The organism is Variovorax sp. LARHSF232, assembly GCF_052871435.1.
In genome coordinates, this window is record NZ_JBIXJS010000005.1 from 295,870 (window position 1) to 312,073 (window position 16,204).

Sequence of the window (16,204 nt, forward strand, 5' to 3'; positions counted from 1 at the left end):
GCTGCGCTCGCCGGTCCGTGCATTCGCTGGAGGTCAGGGGCGGTCTTGCTGGCTCCTACACCGTAGCACGACGTGCTCGCCGTCAAGGGCTGCGCGCCATAGCGCTTGCGGCCGTTCGGCCGTCGTTGACCCCTGACTGCTGCGCTGCGTCGTGCTGGCCACGGTTCCGGGCAATTCCGCCCGAGCAACCGGAGATCATCATGAACGAGAAATCGCACGTTTCGCTGGAGCAGCGCGTCTGCCTGGTATGCGGCGCCAGCTTCGATACCGGCAGCATCCTGCTCGACAGGCGCCTGCGCGCGAGCATGAAGCGCCACACGGTAACGGGCTGGGGGCTGTGCGCCGAACACCAGAAACTGTCCGATGACGGCTTTGTCGCGCTGGTCGAGTGCGACCCGAAGCGCAGCGGTTCGCCGTCGGGCAACGGCCGCATGAAGCCGGAGCAGGCCTATCGGACGGGGCGTCTGGCCCATCTGAAGCGCGAGGTGTTCGCCAGGGTGTTCAACGTGCCGATCGCAGCCGATCAGCCGTGCGTATTCGTCGAACCCGGCGTGATTGAGCAATTGCACGCGATGGTGTCGCCGGTGGCGGATTGAGCGTGCGCTGAAACGCTCCGTGCGTCGTGCCGCGGATCGCGGGTGCGGCGCACCGTTTCTCTTGCTACTCATCGGGTCTCGGTGCCCCCCTGCGGGTCGACCGTGTTCTCCCCGGTGGCAGTGCCTGCCACCTGCGCGCCGCCTTCGGCGGCTTGCCTGGCCTCTATAGGCGCTCCTTCCGTCAAGGGCCGCTACTGCTCTCGTGGGCTCGGCTTCGCCTGCGGGCCGCGCCAGCGCCTTCGCTTCGTCCCTCGACGGCGCACCCGCGCCGGCCCTAGCCGGCCCCGCATGGCCGCGAAAGGGCTTCGCGGCCCCTGCGGAGCCAAAACCCTCAAGGAGCGCACCCACGCAGAGCACCGAATGAATCCATCCCTTTCGCCTGTTCCATCTTCCTGTTCAACGTCCCCGAGCGGGACAAGGAGCTATCGATACGCATGCCACGGCGTGAGCATGATGCCCCGGCCTTGGCCGGGGCGTTTCCTTTCCTATTCGGTCGATGTCATCGGCGCTCGCGCGCGGCCGGGGTGCCGCGCGCGTTTCATTTGATTTCCAGCGGGCGTTGCCCGATTTCCCTCGGCATGGCGCCCCGCCGGCAGGCGGTGCGCGGGGCTGCGACGGACCTTGCTGCGCACGGTTGTTCGGCGCGCCGTCCTGGTCGATGCTGGCGGACGGGTGATCGGGAACGACGGTCGCTTGCCCGATAGGGCCATCCACCATGCCTCCCTTCAATGCCACCGCCGCCAACCACGCCCACGGCTTGGATGCGGCGGAGCGTTCTCCTTCGTCTTCGCTGTTGGGCCGGCTTGGCATTCGGCAGGGCCCGAATCCATGTCGGAAGGCTGTCGCCTCGGGCGAGTGCCGGGCTCATGCGTCCCTTGCGAGCACAGGTCCACGCCCACGGCCTTGTATTGGTCGTGAATCCTGGCGCGGGCACGGCGGCACTGCACTGCGTTTCGCTGACCTCGGGCTTCATCGCCGCAACCGTCCGGCCCGACAAATTTCCCCTCTGCTGTGCAGATTCCTCGCGAGGCAAATTTCTCGTGCCTGCCGGTCCTTCGCTGCGCTGCGGCCCCTCCGCTTTGCTTTGGGGTGCGGCGCGCCCGGACCCGCGCCGATCGGATCACGCCAAGGCCGCGATGGGCGCGGACTTGGGAATCACCTCGAAAGGACTTCATCATGAGCACCATCGGCAATTTCACCCCTTCGGGCAACGGCTACACCGGCTCGGTTCGCACCCTGACCTTGAACGTCAAGGTCAGGATCACCGCCAGCGACAAGGCGAGCGAGAACGCCCCGGACTATCGCGTCATCGCCGGCAACGGGCTTGAGATCGGCGCGGCATGGAAGAAGGTCAGCAAGGCGGAGCGGCCCTACCTGTCGGTGACACTGGACGATCCGTCGTTCCCGGCGACCATCTATGCCCGTCTGGTCGAAGGCGAGGACGGCGCGCACAACCTGATCTGGTCGCGCAGCAAGGGCGACTGAGCGCCGCCCTCGGCGCCCCGCTTCGGCGGGGCGCTTTGCGGTGTCCGGAACCGACCGTCTATCTGATTCGATGGTCGGCTGATCCTGGGGCCGTGCCATGTGCGTCTGCTGGACTTCGCGCATTCGTCGTAAAGCCGATTCTGTTGTTTCGTGCTTTGACGGATCGTCGCAGAGAAGTACAGAAGGTCTTGTTCTTCGTCGGGTTGGGTGAGAAGTGGCTTGGAGGTTTGGCGATTCCGTGCGTCTCCGGCAGTGCCGGACCGCGCTCTTGTGCTGCGCATCGAGCCGCCGGGCGTCTCGACCCATCCGGGCGCCTATCGCTGACGCCTTCGCGCCTGCGGCGCTGCGCGCTTCGCTTGCGGAAACCCCGGGGCAGGCAAAGGGAGGGGGCTGGCTTGCTGATGGCCGATCTACGACTTGGACTGAACCGGGTCACACTTTTTCACAGGCGCCCTGGCGCCTTCGTAGGAAGACGCTTCGGATCCAGCTTGAGGAAGCGCTGGAGCCCTTGAGGCGCATTCGGCATATCCTAGAAGTCGCGGCGATACGCACGCAGTCGATTACCCGTCGCGCAACCAATCGAGGAGGCACATTCATGGCTGAAATCCTTGGACTGGGCATCACTCACTATCCGCCGCTTTGCCTTCCGGACGCCGCGATGTCGGGCATCCTGCGCTGGACGCTCGACGACCCCGCGATCCCCGCCGGCGCCAAGGATCCGGGCAATTGGCCAGCGGCGATGCGCAAGGAGTGGGCGGACGACCAGGGCGCGGGTGCAGCTACCAGGCATCGCGGCGCACTCGTTGCCGGCCTTGATCGCGTGCGCGCTCGTCTCGACGAGTTCAAGCCGGATGTGGTCGTCATTTGGGGTGACGACCAATACGAGAACTTCCAAGAAGACCTGATTCCGCCTTTCGCGGTCCTCGCCTATGAGGATTTGGACCTGCGGCCCTGGGCGGAGACAAAGACTTCGTCAATGATGAAGGGCAAGGCCAATGTGTGGAACGAGGACGAGTTGTTCGGCTACCGCTTGCGCGGGCGGCCCGACATTGCGAAGCAACTCGTCACCACGCTCATCGAACGGGATTTCGACGTCTCCTACGCGTACAAGCCGCTTCACCATGGCAGCGTGCCGCACGCCTTCACGAATTCGGTTCTCTTTCTCGACTACCACCGGAAGGGCTATGACCACCCGACGATCTGTTTTCCCTTGAATTGCTATGGGCGCCGTGTTGTCTCGTGCCGCGGCTTTATGACGCGAATGGACCAGCCTGTGGATTTCGATCCGCCGTCTCCGTCGCCCAGGCGCTTCATGGCTCTCGGGGCAGCGACCGCGCGGATCTTGAGGCATAGTCCCTACCGGGTCGCCCTGATCGCCTCATCGTCATGGTCGCACGCGTTTCTTGTCGACAAGACGTGGCGCCTGAGACCGGACACGGAGAGCGATCGCCACCTCTACGACTCAATGGTCGCCGGCGACTACGACTTCTGGCGATCGACGTCGCTTCAGCAGGTCGAGGAAGCGGGCCAGCAGGAGGTGCTCAACTGGTGGACGCTCGTCGGCGCAATGGAGGCGCTCGGGGCGAAGCTCGAATGGAGCGAGTTCGTCGAGACGCACATTTTCAACTCGAACAAGGTGTTCGCGGTCTTCGAGGCGCAATAGACGTTCGGAGAGATGGGAAGTCCTCGTGAACGGCCAGTTGCTGCCGGTGGCGACCGGCGACTTTCGGGCGACCACCCAGTGCGGCCACGGCCGACCTGGCCTGCGCGTCCTCCTCGACGCACAGGTGCGCTTCGGGTCTGCGGCCAGCCAGCTATGGTGTCAGAGATTGGCCGCCCGGGGACATCCGTCCAGCGGCGCGTCGCGTCGAGGCGAACGCGCTCGTGCCCAGCCACCGCCATAGGTCTTTCGCGTCGCGCTTCGCCCCATCAACACGGATCTCGCGCGACTGGAGGGCCTGCTGAGGCGTGCGGTCACCCGCCCACACTTCGGTCAAAGCGCGGACCGACGCATCCACCACGAGCGTCAGCTCGCGCCCTGGGTCGTCGCGACACAGGTCGGCCACGCCGTCCTCCACGACGAGCCACCAGGCACGCTCGCGAGCCCGTGCGTCGCGGAGCTGGAAGTGGATGACCACGGGCCTGGACGGGAACTCCTGGATGCACGCGAATCGGCGCATATCCCACATGAGCAAGCCCGCATCCAGTTCATCGTCGCGCAGGCGGCTGCCAATCCACTGCGCACCCCAATGGCCAAGCGCCATGACAATGGGTCGAAGTGCCTCGCCCGCCTCTGTGAGGCTGTATTCCCAAACCTTGCCGACGGCGTCTCGGCGCACGACACCGAATTCCTCGAGACGTTGAAGCCGCTGCGCCAGCAGGCTGGTGGACATACGCGGTACGCCGCGATGCAGGTCATTGAAGCGCTTGCTGCCGCACAACAACTCGCGCACAACCAGCGGCGTCCATCGCTCGCACAACACCTCGGCACCCCTTGCAACGGTGCAGAACTGACCGTAGGTTTTTTCCATTGCATCGTCTCCAGAGCGTAAACGCTTCAGATTCTGGACTGGTCTGGGCGCCCAGTCACGCGCAAGCTGTCCATGTCGGGCAATGCTTGCCCAGGAAAGACGCCATGACGATGATCGCCATCATTCAGCGCCCGCCGGTCTTGCTCGATCGCGGCGCCACCATCACAAGGGCAGTGCAATGGGTCGCCGAAGCCGCAGCGGCAGGGGCATCGCTGATCGTTTTTCCCGAGTCGTTCATACCGGGCTACCCGTCCTGGGTATGGCGGCTCGCGGCAGGAAGGAATGGCGCCGTCATGGGCCAATTGCACGCCCGCTTGCTCGCCAACGCGGTTGACCTCGGTGGCGGCGACTTGGCCGAACTGTGTGAGGCCGCCCGCGCCCGCAACGTGACGATCGTGTGCGGCATCAATGAACGGGATCGGGAGCATGGCGGCGGGACGCTCTACAACACCGTCGTTATCGTTGGCACCGACGGCAGGGTGCAGAACCGGCACCGCAAGTTGATGCCAACCAACCCTGAACGCATGGTTCATGGCTTGGGCGACGCGTCCGGGTTGCGCGTGGTCGACACGCCTGCCGGCCGGGTCGGCGGCCTCATCTGCTGGGAGAACTACATGCCGCTGGCGCGCTATGCGCTCTACGCCCAGGGCGTGGAGATCTACGTCGCGCCCACCTACGACAGTGGGGACGCCTGGATCGGCACGATGCGCCATATCGCGCTCGAAGGTCGGTGCTGGGTGGTCGGTAGCGGCACGGCGCTGCGTGCCAGTGACATTCCGCAGGACTTCCCGGCCCGCGCAGAGCTGTTCCCCGATCCCGAGGAATGGATCAACGACGGCGATTCGGTGGTGGTCGATCCCATGGGGAAGGTCGTCGCGGGCCCATTGCGCCGAGAGGCCGGCATCTTGTATGCAGAGATCGATACGGCGCGCGTCGCGCCGTCACGCCGAACGCTCGACGTCACCGGGCACTACGCGCGCCCGGACATCTTCGAGCTACAGGTGCGCCGCGCGCCGGCGACACCCGTGCGCTACGTTGACGGGTAAGCGCCGCGCGCCCGGATGGATTGCAGGACCAGCCGACCCATTCCGTCGCTCGAACACTTGCCAGGATGGCGGCCGGCAACCGGCAGGAAGACCAAGAATTTCATCACTCTTCTCGGAGATGACTCATGGCGATCAAGCTCACACGAATGGACGGCGGGACAGTGGACCTTTCGCCGGAGGTCCTGCAGTCGTTCAAGGCCGCATTCAAAGGCCAGGTGCTGACTGCGGATGACCCGGAATACGAGGAATCGCGCAAGATCTGGAACGCGATGATCGATCGTCGCCCTGGCCTGGTGGCTCGTTGCACCGGGACGGTCGATGTCGTGCAGGCCGTTCGGTTCGCGCGTCAGCACGGGCTTCTCAGTTCCGTGCGCGGCGGCGGCCACAACATCGCAGGGCTTGCGGTCTGCGAGAGCGGCCTCATGATCGACATGTCGCTGCTGAGAGGCGTTTGGGTCGATCCAGTGCGCCGCACGGCTCGCGCGCAAGCCGGCTGCACACTGGCCGAGGTCGACCGCGAGACACAGCTGCACGGGCTCGCAGCCGTGCTCGGTTTTGTTTCTGCCACCGGGATTGCAGGCCTCACCGTCGGCGGCGGTTTCGGCTACCTCACGCGTCGCCACGGCTGGACCTGCGACAACGTGGTCTCCATGGAAGTGGTAACCGCCGGCGGCGACGTCTTGCGTGTGTCTGCGGACGAGAACGAGGACCTGTTCTGGGCGCTGCGTGGCGGCAGCGGCAACTTCGGAATCGTCACATCCTTTGAGTACCGACTCTTTCCCGTCGGCCCCGAAATCCTGGGAGGTGCGATTGCGTGGCACGGCGACGACGCCAAGCAAGTTCTCGACGCCTACCGTGAGTTCAGCGCCGGGGCGCCGCGCGAACTGGCCAGCGTGGCTGTTCTGCGGATTGCGCCGCCGGCACCTTGGCTCCCGAAGGATGTGCACGGCAAGCCGATCGTTGCCATCTTCGTCTGCTACTCCGGCAAGGTCGAAGACGGAGAAGCACTGATCGCGCCGCTGCGCGGGCTGGGTCGGCCAGTGGCCGACACAGTGACGCGTCGGCCCTATACGCAGATGCAGAGTCTGCTTGATGCCACGCAGCCCAAAGGACGGCGCTACTACTGGAAGTCACACTACCTGCCAGGCATCGATCGTCAGACCATTGACGTCGCCGTGGAGCATGCGGGCCGAATTCGATCGCCCCATTCGGCCATCCTGCTGTTCCAGATACAGGGTGCGCTGGGCGAGCTGACTGCCGGGTACTCGCCGGCAGGCAATCGAGACGCGGCCTATGTGCTGAACATCGCTGGTTCCTGGGAGAAGCCAGGCGATGACGACATCAATGTCAAGTGGGCGCGGGACTGCTTCGAAGCGACGCGCTTCTGCTCGACAGGCGGGGCATACATCAATTTCCTTACTGAGGACGAGGGCCAGGATCGCATCGAGGCCGCGTACGGCCGATCCAACCTGGACAGACTCGCGGCGCTCAAGCGCAAGTACGACCCCGAAAACTTCTTCCGCCACACAAAGAGTGTCTCTGGTTGAACCGACCGACTTGAGCGCGAAGGTTTCCACGCGGGTTCGCGACGAACCCGTGGCACGTCGCCACCTGGGAGCGGAGCAAAACCTGGCGGTCCTGGTGCGCGCCAGCCGACAAAAATCCAGCGAGCCAATCCGCCGCCCCTGGCCGATAGCTGAGAAGACGATGCGTCAAGAAATTCGAATGGATTGCGCAAAAGGAGCATCTTTCTACACTTCACGCACGTTGACCACGCGCTCGACACTGACCCGACCCAAAACGCGCAGAATGGTTCGGCGGCGCGTTCGTCCGGGCACGTGGGGTGAGGGGAGTAGGCTGGTTTGGGCGGTACTGCGGCAGCAATGGAGTTGATCATGAGCTCTGCAAACGACTATGGCACGCACTACTGGTGTGTTGCAGGCGATGGCGGACCTGTCTTCGTCTATGCCGATCGGATTGAGATTTCAGCGTGTGGTGCCCTGACCGCATGGGGTGGCTATCGAAAGGACGGCGCCCATGTTGAGCAGGAGCAGCAGTTGTGGGGTGCCGCACCCGGCCAGTGGAAGACGTTCTTTGCGGCCAGTCTCATCGACAGAAGGCCAGTAGCAATAGACGCTGCGGCGTGATCCACGCGCCTACAGCCTTTGGGTGGACGATCCGTCGTTCCCGGCGACCATCTATGCCCGCCTGGTCGAAGGCGAGGACGGTGCGCACAAGCTGATCTGGTCGCGCAGCAAGGGCGACTGATCCTCGTCGCCCTCGACGCCCCGCTGCGGCGGGGCGCCGTCTTCAACGTTCGCTTCGAGGGCCTGCGCGTGTTCGCAGGCCCTGCCGTGGCTGGACTTCGAGTCGTTGCGTTCTGTGATCCCTTGCGAAAGCATGGATCAGCGCAGGAGCGTGATGTCGTGATCGCGCATCGTCGTAAAACTGTTTCCTGTTTCGTATGTCTGCGGCTTTGCTGGGATGCGCCAAGCCGGATCTTGTGTTCTGCGCGTGTCAGCAGATGCGTTCCCAAGGCTCCACGGTTCCATGCGTCTCCGGCGTTGCCGGATCGCGCTGTCGTGCTGCGCATCGAGCCACCCATGCTGTCTCGTCCCGTTCGGGCTTCCATCGCTGACGCCTTCGCACCTGCGTGCTGCGCGCTTCGCTTGCGCCACCCGTGGTCAAGCTGTTCACGCCCGATGCGGGCGCGACCCGGCTGCTGACCGAGTTGGATCCGCACGATGAAGATCGCGCGTTCGGGCTGTGCGACCCGGGACAGGGCTTCCCCGAGTGGCGCAAGGTCCGTGACCGCTCCGAGGCGGTCATGAAGGCACGGTGTTCTTCTACGGATCCGCGACCAAAACTGGTGATGTCGCATACGCGGCGCGCGGGCTATCGTCGCTGCGCACGCGCCCGGAGCCACGCCGCTACTGGGCGCTGCCCCGTGCAGTCGAGGTTCAGTACCGGAAGGGGGCGCCTCATGGCCGTCCATCGCATCGATGACCACCTGGTGCATTCGCACTGGCGTCCTTCGGCCGCCTACTTTTACACGCTGGACCTGGACGGTCCCGAGCTCGCGTGGGAGTACCTTCGTCGTCATCCGCTTTACCGCGCCGACTGGGCGCGGCGGCGCGCCATGAACCCCGGTCGATGGGGGTTGCGAATGCGCCGAGGACCCGCGACTCGATGCGCGCGAGGCGCAACCGCTGTGGGTGACGCACGCCGATGAGCTTCTGCATGTGCGTGCGGCGCATGCGCGCCGGCTTGCAGCGCCGTCCACCACCTGCTCCCGCTTCGACCTCTGGCGCGTTCCCGGCCGCAAGCGCCTGGCGCCCGACGATGCGGGCCTGATCCTGCTGGCGGCCATGCCGGCCCTGCGCCTGCGTGCGCTGCTGGCCGAGGGGCTCGCCCACGGCGCGGCCTATGCCTGCGCCGTGCCGCTGGGCCCTGGCCTGCGCGCCCGCCTCGACGACTTCCATGCGCAGGCGCGCGCCCTGGACGCGCGCCCGCCCGCCGAGGGCCAAACGCGTGCCGCCTCCCGCTCCGCGCTGCTGCACCTGCGCGCCCTGCAGGCGCTCGACGGTGCCCAGGCCGGCGCGTCCCAGCGCGACATTGCCCAGACCTTGTTCGGCGCGGATGCGGTGGCGCTGCGCTGGCATGCCGACGGTGAGTTGCGGGCGCAGGTGCGGCACCTGCTGGCCCGGGCCGCCGGCCTGATGCACGGAGGCTACCTCGCCCTGGCCGGCATCCAGGGCGCCATGGTGGCCGTGCAGGGAGACGAAGTGTCCTCTTGAATCTCTCCCTGCGCGGCTCGCCCGGCTTTGCGCAGACTGCCTGCACCGGGCTGCGAGCGGTTCGCGGCCGATTCCATGCGATGGAGGCCTTCATGGCTGCAGGACATTCGATTTCTTCGCACGCCGTTGCGGCCGCTGCACCACCGACCGAGGGGCAGCCGCAGTTCCTGACCACCGAGGAGGCCGGTCGCTTCCTGCGCCTGTCGCCGCGCACGCTGGAGAAGCAGCGTGTTCTGGGCGGCGGACCGCGCTTTCGGAAGTTCGGCGCGCGCGTGGTCTACGCCGTGCAGGACCTGCGCGCCTGGGCCGACAGTCGTGCCTACGGCATGACCTCCGACCCCGGCTACGTGCAGCGCGACTCGGTGCGCTGAGCGGCGTGGCGCACAAGCCAACGGAGGGCGCGCGATGACCAGTCCCATGCACACAAGCCGACCCATGCCGCAGCAGGCGCGAGCGCATCGTCAGGACGCGCATCGCGGCCGGGTGGTCGCAGTGCTGAGTCAGAAGGGCGGCGCCGGCAAGACCACGCTGGCTACGCACCTGGCGGGCGAGTTCGCCATGCAGGGCCGGCGCGTGATCTTGCTGGATGCCGATCCTCGGGGCTCGGCGCTGGATTGGGCGCAGCGCCGAGCGCAGTGCGACCTGCCGCGCCTGTGCGGCATCTATGGCCTGGCGCGCGACGCGCTGCATCAGGAAGCACCGTTGCTCGCGCAGCAGGCGGATCTGGTGCTGATCGACGGGCCGCCGCGCGTTGCCGCGCTCGCGCGCTCGGCGCTGCTGGCCGCCGACTTGGTGCTCATTCCGGTGCAGCCCAGCGCCTACGACGTCTGGGCCATCCAGGACATGGTCCGGCTGGTGGCCGAGGTGCAGGTGCTGCGGCCGATGCTGCGCGCGGCCTTCGTCATCAACCGGCTTGTCGTGCGCACGCGGATCGGGCGGGAGGTGCGTGCGGCGCTCGCCGAGCAGCCGCTGCCCACGCTGCGGGCCGATGTCTGCCAGCGCATCGTGTTTGCCGCCAGCGTTGCGGCGGGGCGGCTCGCCTGCGAAGCCGCGCCGCTGAGCACCGCCGCGCGCGAGATCGCGGCACTGGCGCAGGCGGTCCGGGAGGCATTGCGATGACGGCGCTGGCCGCACCGATCGCGCGCGGCCATGAATGCCGTCGTGTGCCGGTCGTACGCCGGCGAGGCGCCGATCCAGCCGCGTCCCGGACGCGGCATTCGCAGTGCCTCGTGGCGTGGTCCAAGGGCCGTATCCACGCCGACGGGCCCACCGTCGATCCTCGGTTGGCGCCGCAGACTCGCATCCGATGCATCCCCCGGAGGCGCGTGTTCGCCGTGACGCGGATGCGGCGCGAAGGGCGGTCGTGCCAGTGCCCGCTGGAGGCCTCGTGAAATTGCCGCAACGCAGCGCGATCGCCGCGTGCGCCGCGCTCGGCTTGGCGGCGTTGGGCCTGCCAGTGCTGCTGCCGCCGCTGACGCCGCGCCTGGTCTACAACGCCAGCGACAGCATGCCGCGCGGCTGGTACCTCGCCGCGCCGCCCGGTACTGCGGCGGTCGGCCGCATCGTGCTGGTGCGCCTTCCCGCCGAGGCGGCGGCCTGCGCTGCGCGGCGCGGCTACCTGCCGGCGGACGTGCCGCTGCTCAAGCGCGTGGCGGCCGTCGCGCCGCAGCCGGTGTGCGTGCGCGCCTCGTGGGCGCGCATCGACGGCGTGCCGGTGGGCGCCGTGCGGCTGCACGACGCACAGCACCGGCCCCTGCGTCCCTGGGCGCATTGCCGGCTCCTGCGCGACGACGAGGTCTTCGTGCTGGGCGATGCGCGTGCGATGTCCTTCGACAGCCGCTATTTCGGCCCGCTCCCTGCGTCTGCCTTGATCGCCCGCGCATGGCCGCTGTGGACCTGGGAGGCGCGATGAGATCCGCGCCGCAAGCCGCTGGCATGCAACGCGTGTACGAGTCGCGATGGCGTGCGGGCAATCGCCCGCATTCCCGCGGCGCGCCGGGAAGCGAGCAAAACGACAGCGGAAACGGCAAGGCAGACGATGAAGGGGAGGGCGAGTGCTGCGGTAATCGGGGCAAGCGCCCCAGAACCAGCGCCGCGGCGGCGCCGGAGTGCGTCGAGACAACGTGCGGGGACAGGCCCTGCTGCGGATACTGATCGTCCTGTTTAACCTTCCAGGAGAGCGACGATGCAATGCTTTAGTGGACTGGATGTTTCGGTGACAGAGACCGCGATCTGCGTGATCGACGGCGACGGGCAGGTGCTACTGCGCACTTCGGTGGAAACCGACCCGATGGCGATCCGCGATGCGCTGGCGCCGTTTGTGCGTCAGCTTCGCCGCGTCGGACACGAAGCCGGCGCGCTGTCGCCGTGGCTGCAGCCGCAACTGCTCGCGTTGGGCCTGCCGGTGGTCTGTCTGGAGGCGCTGCACGTGCGCTCGGCACTGAATGCGCAGCGCAACAAGACCGACGCGTCCGACGCGCTGGGCATCGCCCATCTCGTGCGCACCGGCTGGTACAAGAGTGCGCACGTCAAGAGCGAGGCGTGCTACCGCTTGCGCCTGCTGCTCACGCACCGGCGCAATCTGAAGCGCAAGTTCCTCGATCTGGAGAACGCCATCCGCCATTCGCTCAAGACGTTCGGCATTCGCCTGCACAAGGTTGGCCGCGCCGGCTTCGACGCAGCCGTGCGCGCCGCGGTGCAAGGCGACGCGTTCACCGCCGAACTGATGAACAGCATGCTCACTGCACGCGCGGCGTTGTGGAAGGAGTACCTGCATCTGCACCAGTTGGTGGTCGTCCAGGTGGCGCAGGACGAGCTGTGCCGACGCTTCATGGGTATCCCTGGCGTTGGCCCCGTGACGGCGCTGGCCTTCCGCACCGCAGTGGAAGACCCGACGCGCTTCAAGCGCTCGCGCGACGTTGCCGCGTACTTCGGATTGACCTCCAAACGCTGGCAGTCGGGCACGTCTATCGACATTCAGGGCCGCATCAGCAAAGCCGGCGATCCGGATGTACGGCGCTCGCTGTATGAAGCGGCCACCGTGCTGCTCAAGCGCTTCCGCGGCCGCGACAAGGTCAAGACCTGGGGGCTGCTGATCGCCAAGCGCAGTTGCCACCACAAGGCCGCCGTCGCGGTGGCGCGCAAGCTGGCGGTGATCATGCACGCGATGTGGAGCGATGGCACGTGCTACTGCGGCGATGCCGATGCATCACCGGCGCAGCAGGCGCAGTGCGCCCGCGACAAGGAGCGCAAGCATCTCGGGCGCCATGCCAAGACGCCAGCGACGCCGGCACATCCCACCGAAGCGGTCGTGACCGGCACACCGACATGAGCCGGCACATGACCACCTACAACACATCAGCGCTGCAGCCGGGCTGCCGCGCTGTCGACACCCCCTGAACACCCGCGAGGGTCAAGGCGTTCCCACGCGAACTGGAGAGCATCGGTGCAGATCCTGGAAGACGGAAAGCTCGATATCTTGCCTGTGGCCGCGCAAGCGGACCACGCTCGAGTGCTTGTGATAAGGCTCCGTCCATCCGATGGCGACATGCGCCTCATGAGCCACTCGCGCTGCCAGCCTCGCGGCTTGCGCAGCGACATTCAACGGCTCGCGATGAGCGCGGAGGTGTGCACGGCGCACCGAAGCTCGACCACCACGCGAACGCACGATCCCGCGACACGGGCGGCGCTGCCGGCCAAGCGATCCATGGCGCACACACGCGCACGTCCGTGCTGCCGTGCGTGCATCTTGACCACGTGCAAACGACGATGTCCTGAAGGAGAATTCCATGAAGAAAGCCGCGAACCAGGGAGCCCCGATTAGGTGGGCAAGATAAAAGGGCAGGCACGTGCCCCTGCCCAGCGCCAGGCGCGATGCGCCCTGGCGGCGGCACGGCGCCCGGCGCCGCGCGTGCCGGCGACAGGCCCGTTGGCGCTGGCGCCGGCGCGATCGGGCGCATTCGGCAGCCTTCGCCCCGGAGATCGCTGAGATGGCCGCGCCGCCGAAAGACAGGAAAGACAGGGACGACAGGGACGATGGGCGCTTGCGTGTCCGCCCGGGACCGCCGCGCGATCGGCGTGGGCCCGATGCACCGCGTTTCGTGTCCCGTGCGCTGCGCTCGGCCTCGCGTGCGGGGGCGCGCGCCACGCGTTGGATGGAGGGTCGCCCGGCCTCCACTTTCGGGCGAGGCCGAGCGGTGGGGCTGACGCCAGGCCGGCCCGATCCGCGGCTGCGCCGGGTGGTCGTCAAGTCGCGCTACGCGCTGCTGGGGCGCGCCGGCGGCGGCGCCGCCGCAGCGGCGCACCTGCGCTACATCGAGCGCGATGGAACCACACGGGATGGCCGGCGTGGGCAGGCCTACGGTCCCGACACCGAGCAGGTCGACCTGCGCGCCTTTCAGGCGCGGGGGCGAGAGGATCGGCACCAGTTTCGCCTGATCGTTTCGCTCGAGGACGCGGGGCAGCTCGAGACGCTGCGCGACTTCACGCGGGAATGGATGCGCCGCCTCGGCGTGGACTTGCAGACGCCGCTGGACTGGGTGGCGGTCGATCACTGGGACACCGACAACCCGCACACCCATGTCGTACTGCGCGGCCGGGTGGGGGCAGGTGCGGCGGCGCGCGACCTCGTGATCGCGCCCGACTACATGGCGCATGGCATGCGTGGACGCGCCAGCGAGCTCGCGACCGAATGGCTGGGGCCACGCTCCACGCTGGAGATCCGCCAGGCGCAGTGGCGCGAGGTGGACCCGGCGCGGCTCACCAGCCTGGACCGGGCCTTGCGGCAACTGGCGGTGGACGGTGACATCGACCTGCACGCGGCGCGCGTGAGCGAGCCGCGCCGCGCGCTGCTGCGCGGCCGGCTGGCGCGCCTGCAGACGCTCGGTTTGGCGCAGCCGGCGGCGCAGCAGCGCTGGCAATTGGCGCCCGCCATGGAGCAGACACTGCGGCAGATGGGCGAGCGCGAGGACATCGTGCGGGCCATGCACCGCGCGCTGCGGGGCGAGGCGCGCGAGATGGCGCTCGGCGTGCCGCTGGAGGGGGCGGTGACCGGACGTCTGGCGGGCAAGGGGATGGCCGACGAACTGCTGGGGCGCGGCTACGCGGTGGTCGACGGCCTGGATGGGCGTGTCCACTACCTGCGGCTGGCCGCCTCGGTCGATCCTGCGCAGGTCGAGGCACTGCCGATCGACGCCATCGTGCAGGCCCGGCCCGTACTTCGCGGCCACGAGGCGGCAGCACGCGCCAGTGGCGCGCACACCCTCGAGATCTGTTCACACCTGGGGCTGGAGCGGCAGCGGCGTGCCTTGGGCGCGACCTGGCTCGACCGGCAGCTGCTCGCCGGCGATGCCGGCCTGTCCACGCGCGGCTTCGGCGCGCAGGTGCGGAATGCGCTGCGCCTGCGGGAGGACTTCCTGATTGCGCAAGGCCTGGCGGTGCGGCGTGCCGCCCGCGTGGTGCTGGCGCGCGATCTGCTCAGGGCGCTGCGCGAGCGCGAGCTGAACGTGGTCGGTCGGTCGCTGCAGGCGCGCAGCGGGCGTGTGTACCGGCCGCTGGTGCCGCGCGCACGAGTGGCCGGCGTCTACCGCCGCAGCCTGCAACTGATCAGCGGTCGCTTCGCGCTGATCGAGCAGGAGCGTGGCTTTTCGCTGCTGCCCTGGCGGCCGGCGCTGGAGCGGCATCGGGGCGCCCGCGTGCAGGCCCTGGTGGAGGGCGAGGCGGTGTCATGGCGGCTGGGCCGTCGGCGCGGCCTCGCCTTGTAAAGCGAGCGGCCGCAGCCCATCGCACTCAGTGGCCGGGTGTGGACAGCAGCAGGGCGCGCATGGCCTCCAGTTCCTGCGCCGACAACCGGCCTTGGGGCGCCACCAGGCGATAGGACCATCCCGTGCGCAATCGCCGTTCGAAAGGCTGCACCAGCCGGCCTTCCTGCAGGTCGCGCGCGACCAGCGGATCGCAGGCGAGCGCGACGCCTTGGCCCGCGGCGGCCGCTTCCAGCGCCAGGGTGGCCTGGTTGAAGAACGGACCGCGCCGCATCCCGTGGGTGGCCACGCCCTCGGCTTGCAGCCAGGTTTCCCAGAAGTCGTGAAGCGAGGTGTGAAGGAGGGTCAGCGAGCGCAGTGCGTGGGGATCGAGCGGGCGCGGCAGGTGCGCGAGCAGCGCCGGGCTGCACACGGGATAGACCTCCTCCTCGAACAGGGTCAGCGTGCCAGGCGTGCTGGGGCGGTCGGTGTGCTCGACCACCAGGTCGATGTCCGGCCGCGCGAGGTCGGCCTGTGCGATGTCGGCGCAGATGCGGATGTCGATGTCGCCGCGCACCGACTGAAAGATGCCTAGGCGCGGCAGCAGCCAGCGGCTGGCCAGCGTCGGCGGTGCCCAGATGGTCAGCGTGCGCTTGGTGCCGGTGAGCTCCGCGGTGGCCCGCGAGATCTGGTGCAACGCCGGGCGCACCGCGCGGGCATAGGACTCGCCCGCCGAGGTCAGGGCCAGGGCGCCGGCACGGCGCACGAACAGTTTCAGGCCCAGATGCGATTCGAGCTGCCGCACCTGCTGGCCCACAGCGTTCGCGGTCACGAACAACTCCTCGGCGGCACGGGCGAAGTTGAGATGGCGAGCCGCAGCTTCGAACATGCGCACCGCCTTCAGGGGCGGAAGGCTGATGCGGTCGATCGTCATGGGCGCATAGAACCTCGCGTCGGCTACCTCGAATCGGGCTGCCCATTCTTGCAGAGACTTCATGCGTCTCCAATTGT

At 67.8% G+C, this 16,204-nt stretch carries 14 protein-coding genes and 3 pseudogenes; 15 read left to right on the top strand and 2 right to left on the bottom strand.

Features of this window, described 5'->3' with window-relative positions:
* Positions 1-200 precede the first annotated feature (200 nt).
* From ACIPRI_RS15610 to ACIPRI_RS15620, 3 genes are all read left to right on the top strand, one after another.
* Complete coding sequence (locus ACIPRI_RS15610; protein WP_446622362.1) at positions 201-596, top strand: ATPase; 396 nt, start codon at positions 201-203, stop codon at positions 594-596.
* A 1,176-nt stretch (positions 597-1,772) separates the two neighbouring features.
* Entirely contained in the window at positions 1,773-2,081 is a 309-nt protein-coding gene (locus ACIPRI_RS15615; protein WP_446622363.1) for a DUF736 domain-containing protein, read from the top strand.
* Positions 2,082-2,676: 595 nt separating this feature from the next.
* Entirely contained in the window at positions 2,677-3,744 is a 1,068-nt protein-coding gene (locus tag ACIPRI_RS15620) for a DODA-type extradiol aromatic ring-opening family dioxygenase (RefSeq protein ID WP_446622364.1), read from the top strand.
* A 151-nt stretch (positions 3,745-3,895) separates the two neighbouring features.
* Here ACIPRI_RS15620 and ACIPRI_RS15625 read toward each other — a convergent pair whose 3' ends face one another.
* Positions 3,896-4,612: a winged helix-turn-helix transcriptional regulator gene (locus ACIPRI_RS15625; protein ID WP_446622365.1), complete on the bottom strand. Its 717-nt coding sequence runs from the start codon at positions 4,610-4,612 to the stop codon at positions 3,896-3,898.
* Positions 4,613-4,716: 104 nt separating this feature from the next.
* On the opposite strand from ACIPRI_RS15625, the gene ACIPRI_RS15630 reads away from it, so the two are divergent.
* The 12 genes and pseudogenes from ACIPRI_RS15630 (at position 4,717) to ACIPRI_RS15685 (ending at position 15,217) form a co-directional block, all read left to right on the top strand.
* Positions 4,717-5,658, top strand: coding sequence for a carbon-nitrogen hydrolase family protein (locus ACIPRI_RS15630; protein ID WP_446622366.1), 942 nt, complete (start codon positions 4,717-4,719; stop codon positions 5,656-5,658).
* Between the two features lie 125 nt (positions 5,659-5,783).
* A complete protein-coding gene (locus tag ACIPRI_RS15635; protein ID WP_446622367.1) occupies positions 5,784-7,205 on the top strand; it encodes an FAD-binding oxidoreductase in 1,422 nt (473 codons plus the stop codon).
* Between the two features lie 348 nt (positions 7,206-7,553).
* Complete coding sequence (locus ACIPRI_RS15640; protein WP_446622368.1) at positions 7,554-7,805, top strand: hypothetical protein; 252 nt, start codon at positions 7,554-7,556, stop codon at positions 7,803-7,805.
* 13 nt (positions 7,806-7,818) lie between these two features.
* A pseudogene (locus ACIPRI_RS15645) lies at positions 7,819-7,926 on the top strand (DUF736 family protein); the annotation flags it as partial.
* A 409-nt stretch (positions 7,927-8,335) separates the two neighbouring features.
* Positions 8,336-8,459, top strand: a pseudogene (locus ACIPRI_RS15650) (DUF2958 domain-containing protein); the annotation flags it as partial.
* A 26-nt stretch (positions 8,460-8,485) separates the two neighbouring features.
* A complete protein-coding gene (locus ACIPRI_RS15655) occupies positions 8,486-8,890 on the top strand; it encodes a transcriptional regulator domain-containing protein (protein WP_446622461.1) in 405 nt (134 codons plus the stop codon).
* Positions 8,874-9,455, top strand: coding sequence for a DUF2285 domain-containing protein (locus ACIPRI_RS15660; RefSeq protein WP_446622369.1), 582 nt, complete (start codon positions 8,874-8,876; stop codon positions 9,453-9,455). The genes ACIPRI_RS15655 and ACIPRI_RS15660 overlap by 17 nt, the downstream gene beginning before the upstream one ends.
* Positions 9,456-9,547: 92 nt before the next feature.
* A complete protein-coding gene (locus tag ACIPRI_RS15665; protein ID WP_446622370.1) occupies positions 9,548-9,826 on the top strand; it encodes a helix-turn-helix transcriptional regulator in 279 nt (92 codons plus the stop codon).
* A 64-nt stretch (positions 9,827-9,890) separates the two neighbouring features.
* Entirely contained in the window at positions 9,891-10,574 is a 684-nt protein-coding gene (gene parA, locus ACIPRI_RS15670; protein ID WP_446622462.1) for a ParA family partition ATPase, read from the top strand.
* Between the two features lie 268 nt (positions 10,575-10,842).
* A complete protein-coding gene (locus ACIPRI_RS15675) occupies positions 10,843-11,367 on the top strand; it encodes a S26 family signal peptidase (RefSeq protein ID WP_446622371.1) in 525 nt (174 codons plus the stop codon).
* Positions 11,368-11,640: 273 nt separating this feature from the next.
* Positions 11,641-12,708 (top strand): annotated as a pseudogene (locus ACIPRI_RS15680) (IS110 family transposase); the annotation flags it as partial.
* A 943-nt stretch (positions 12,709-13,651) separates the two neighbouring features.
* Complete coding sequence (locus tag ACIPRI_RS15685) at positions 13,652-15,217, top strand: DUF3363 domain-containing protein (protein WP_446622372.1); 1,566 nt, start codon at positions 13,652-13,654, stop codon at positions 15,215-15,217.
* A 25-nt stretch (positions 15,218-15,242) separates the two neighbouring features.
* On the opposite strand, the gene ACIPRI_RS15690 is transcribed toward ACIPRI_RS15685, so the two are convergent.
* Positions 15,243-16,190 carry a LysR substrate-binding domain-containing protein gene (locus ACIPRI_RS15690; RefSeq protein ID WP_446622373.1) on the bottom strand — a complete coding sequence of 316 codons (948 nt, stop codon included), beginning with the start codon at positions 16,188-16,190 and terminating at the stop codon, positions 15,243-15,245.
* Positions 16,191-16,204: the final 14 nt, after the last annotated feature.

Excerpts from the sequence above, each read along its gene's own strand:
- ACIPRI_RS15610 (WP_446622362.1), top strand. The coding sequence starts at position 201 with ATGAACGAGAAATCGCACGTTTCGCTGGAGCAGCGCGTCTGCCTGGTA.
- ACIPRI_RS15615 (WP_446622363.1), top strand. The coding sequence starts at position 1,773 with ATGAGCACCATCGGCAATTTCACCCCTTCGGGCAACGGCTACACCGGC.
- ACIPRI_RS15620 (WP_446622364.1), top strand. The coding sequence starts at position 2,677 with ATGGCTGAAATCCTTGGACTGGGCATCACTCACTATCCGCCGCTTTGC.
- ACIPRI_RS15625 (WP_446622365.1), bottom strand. The coding sequence starts at position 4,612 with ATGGAAAAAACCTACGGTCAGTTCTGCACCGTTGCAAGGGGTGCCGAG.
- ACIPRI_RS15630 (WP_446622366.1), top strand. The coding sequence starts at position 4,717 with ATGACGATGATCGCCATCATTCAGCGCCCGCCGGTCTTGCTCGATCGC.
- ACIPRI_RS15635 (WP_446622367.1), top strand. The coding sequence starts at position 5,784 with ATGGCGATCAAGCTCACACGAATGGACGGCGGGACAGTGGACCTTTCG.
- ACIPRI_RS15640 (WP_446622368.1), top strand. The coding sequence starts at position 7,554 with ATGAGCTCTGCAAACGACTATGGCACGCACTACTGGTGTGTTGCAGGC.
- ACIPRI_RS15655 (WP_446622461.1), top strand. The coding sequence starts at position 8,486 with ATGAAGGCACGGTGTTCTTCTACGGATCCGCGACCAAAACTGGTGATG.
- ACIPRI_RS15665 (WP_446622370.1), top strand. The coding sequence starts at position 9,548 with ATGGCTGCAGGACATTCGATTTCTTCGCACGCCGTTGCGGCCGCTGCA.
- parA (WP_446622462.1), top strand. The coding sequence starts at position 9,891 with ATGCCGCAGCAGGCGCGAGCGCATCGTCAGGACGCGCATCGCGGCCGG.
- ACIPRI_RS15690 (WP_446622373.1), bottom strand. The coding sequence starts at position 16,190 with ATGAAGTCTCTGCAAGAATGGGCAGCCCGATTCGAGGTAGCCGACGCG.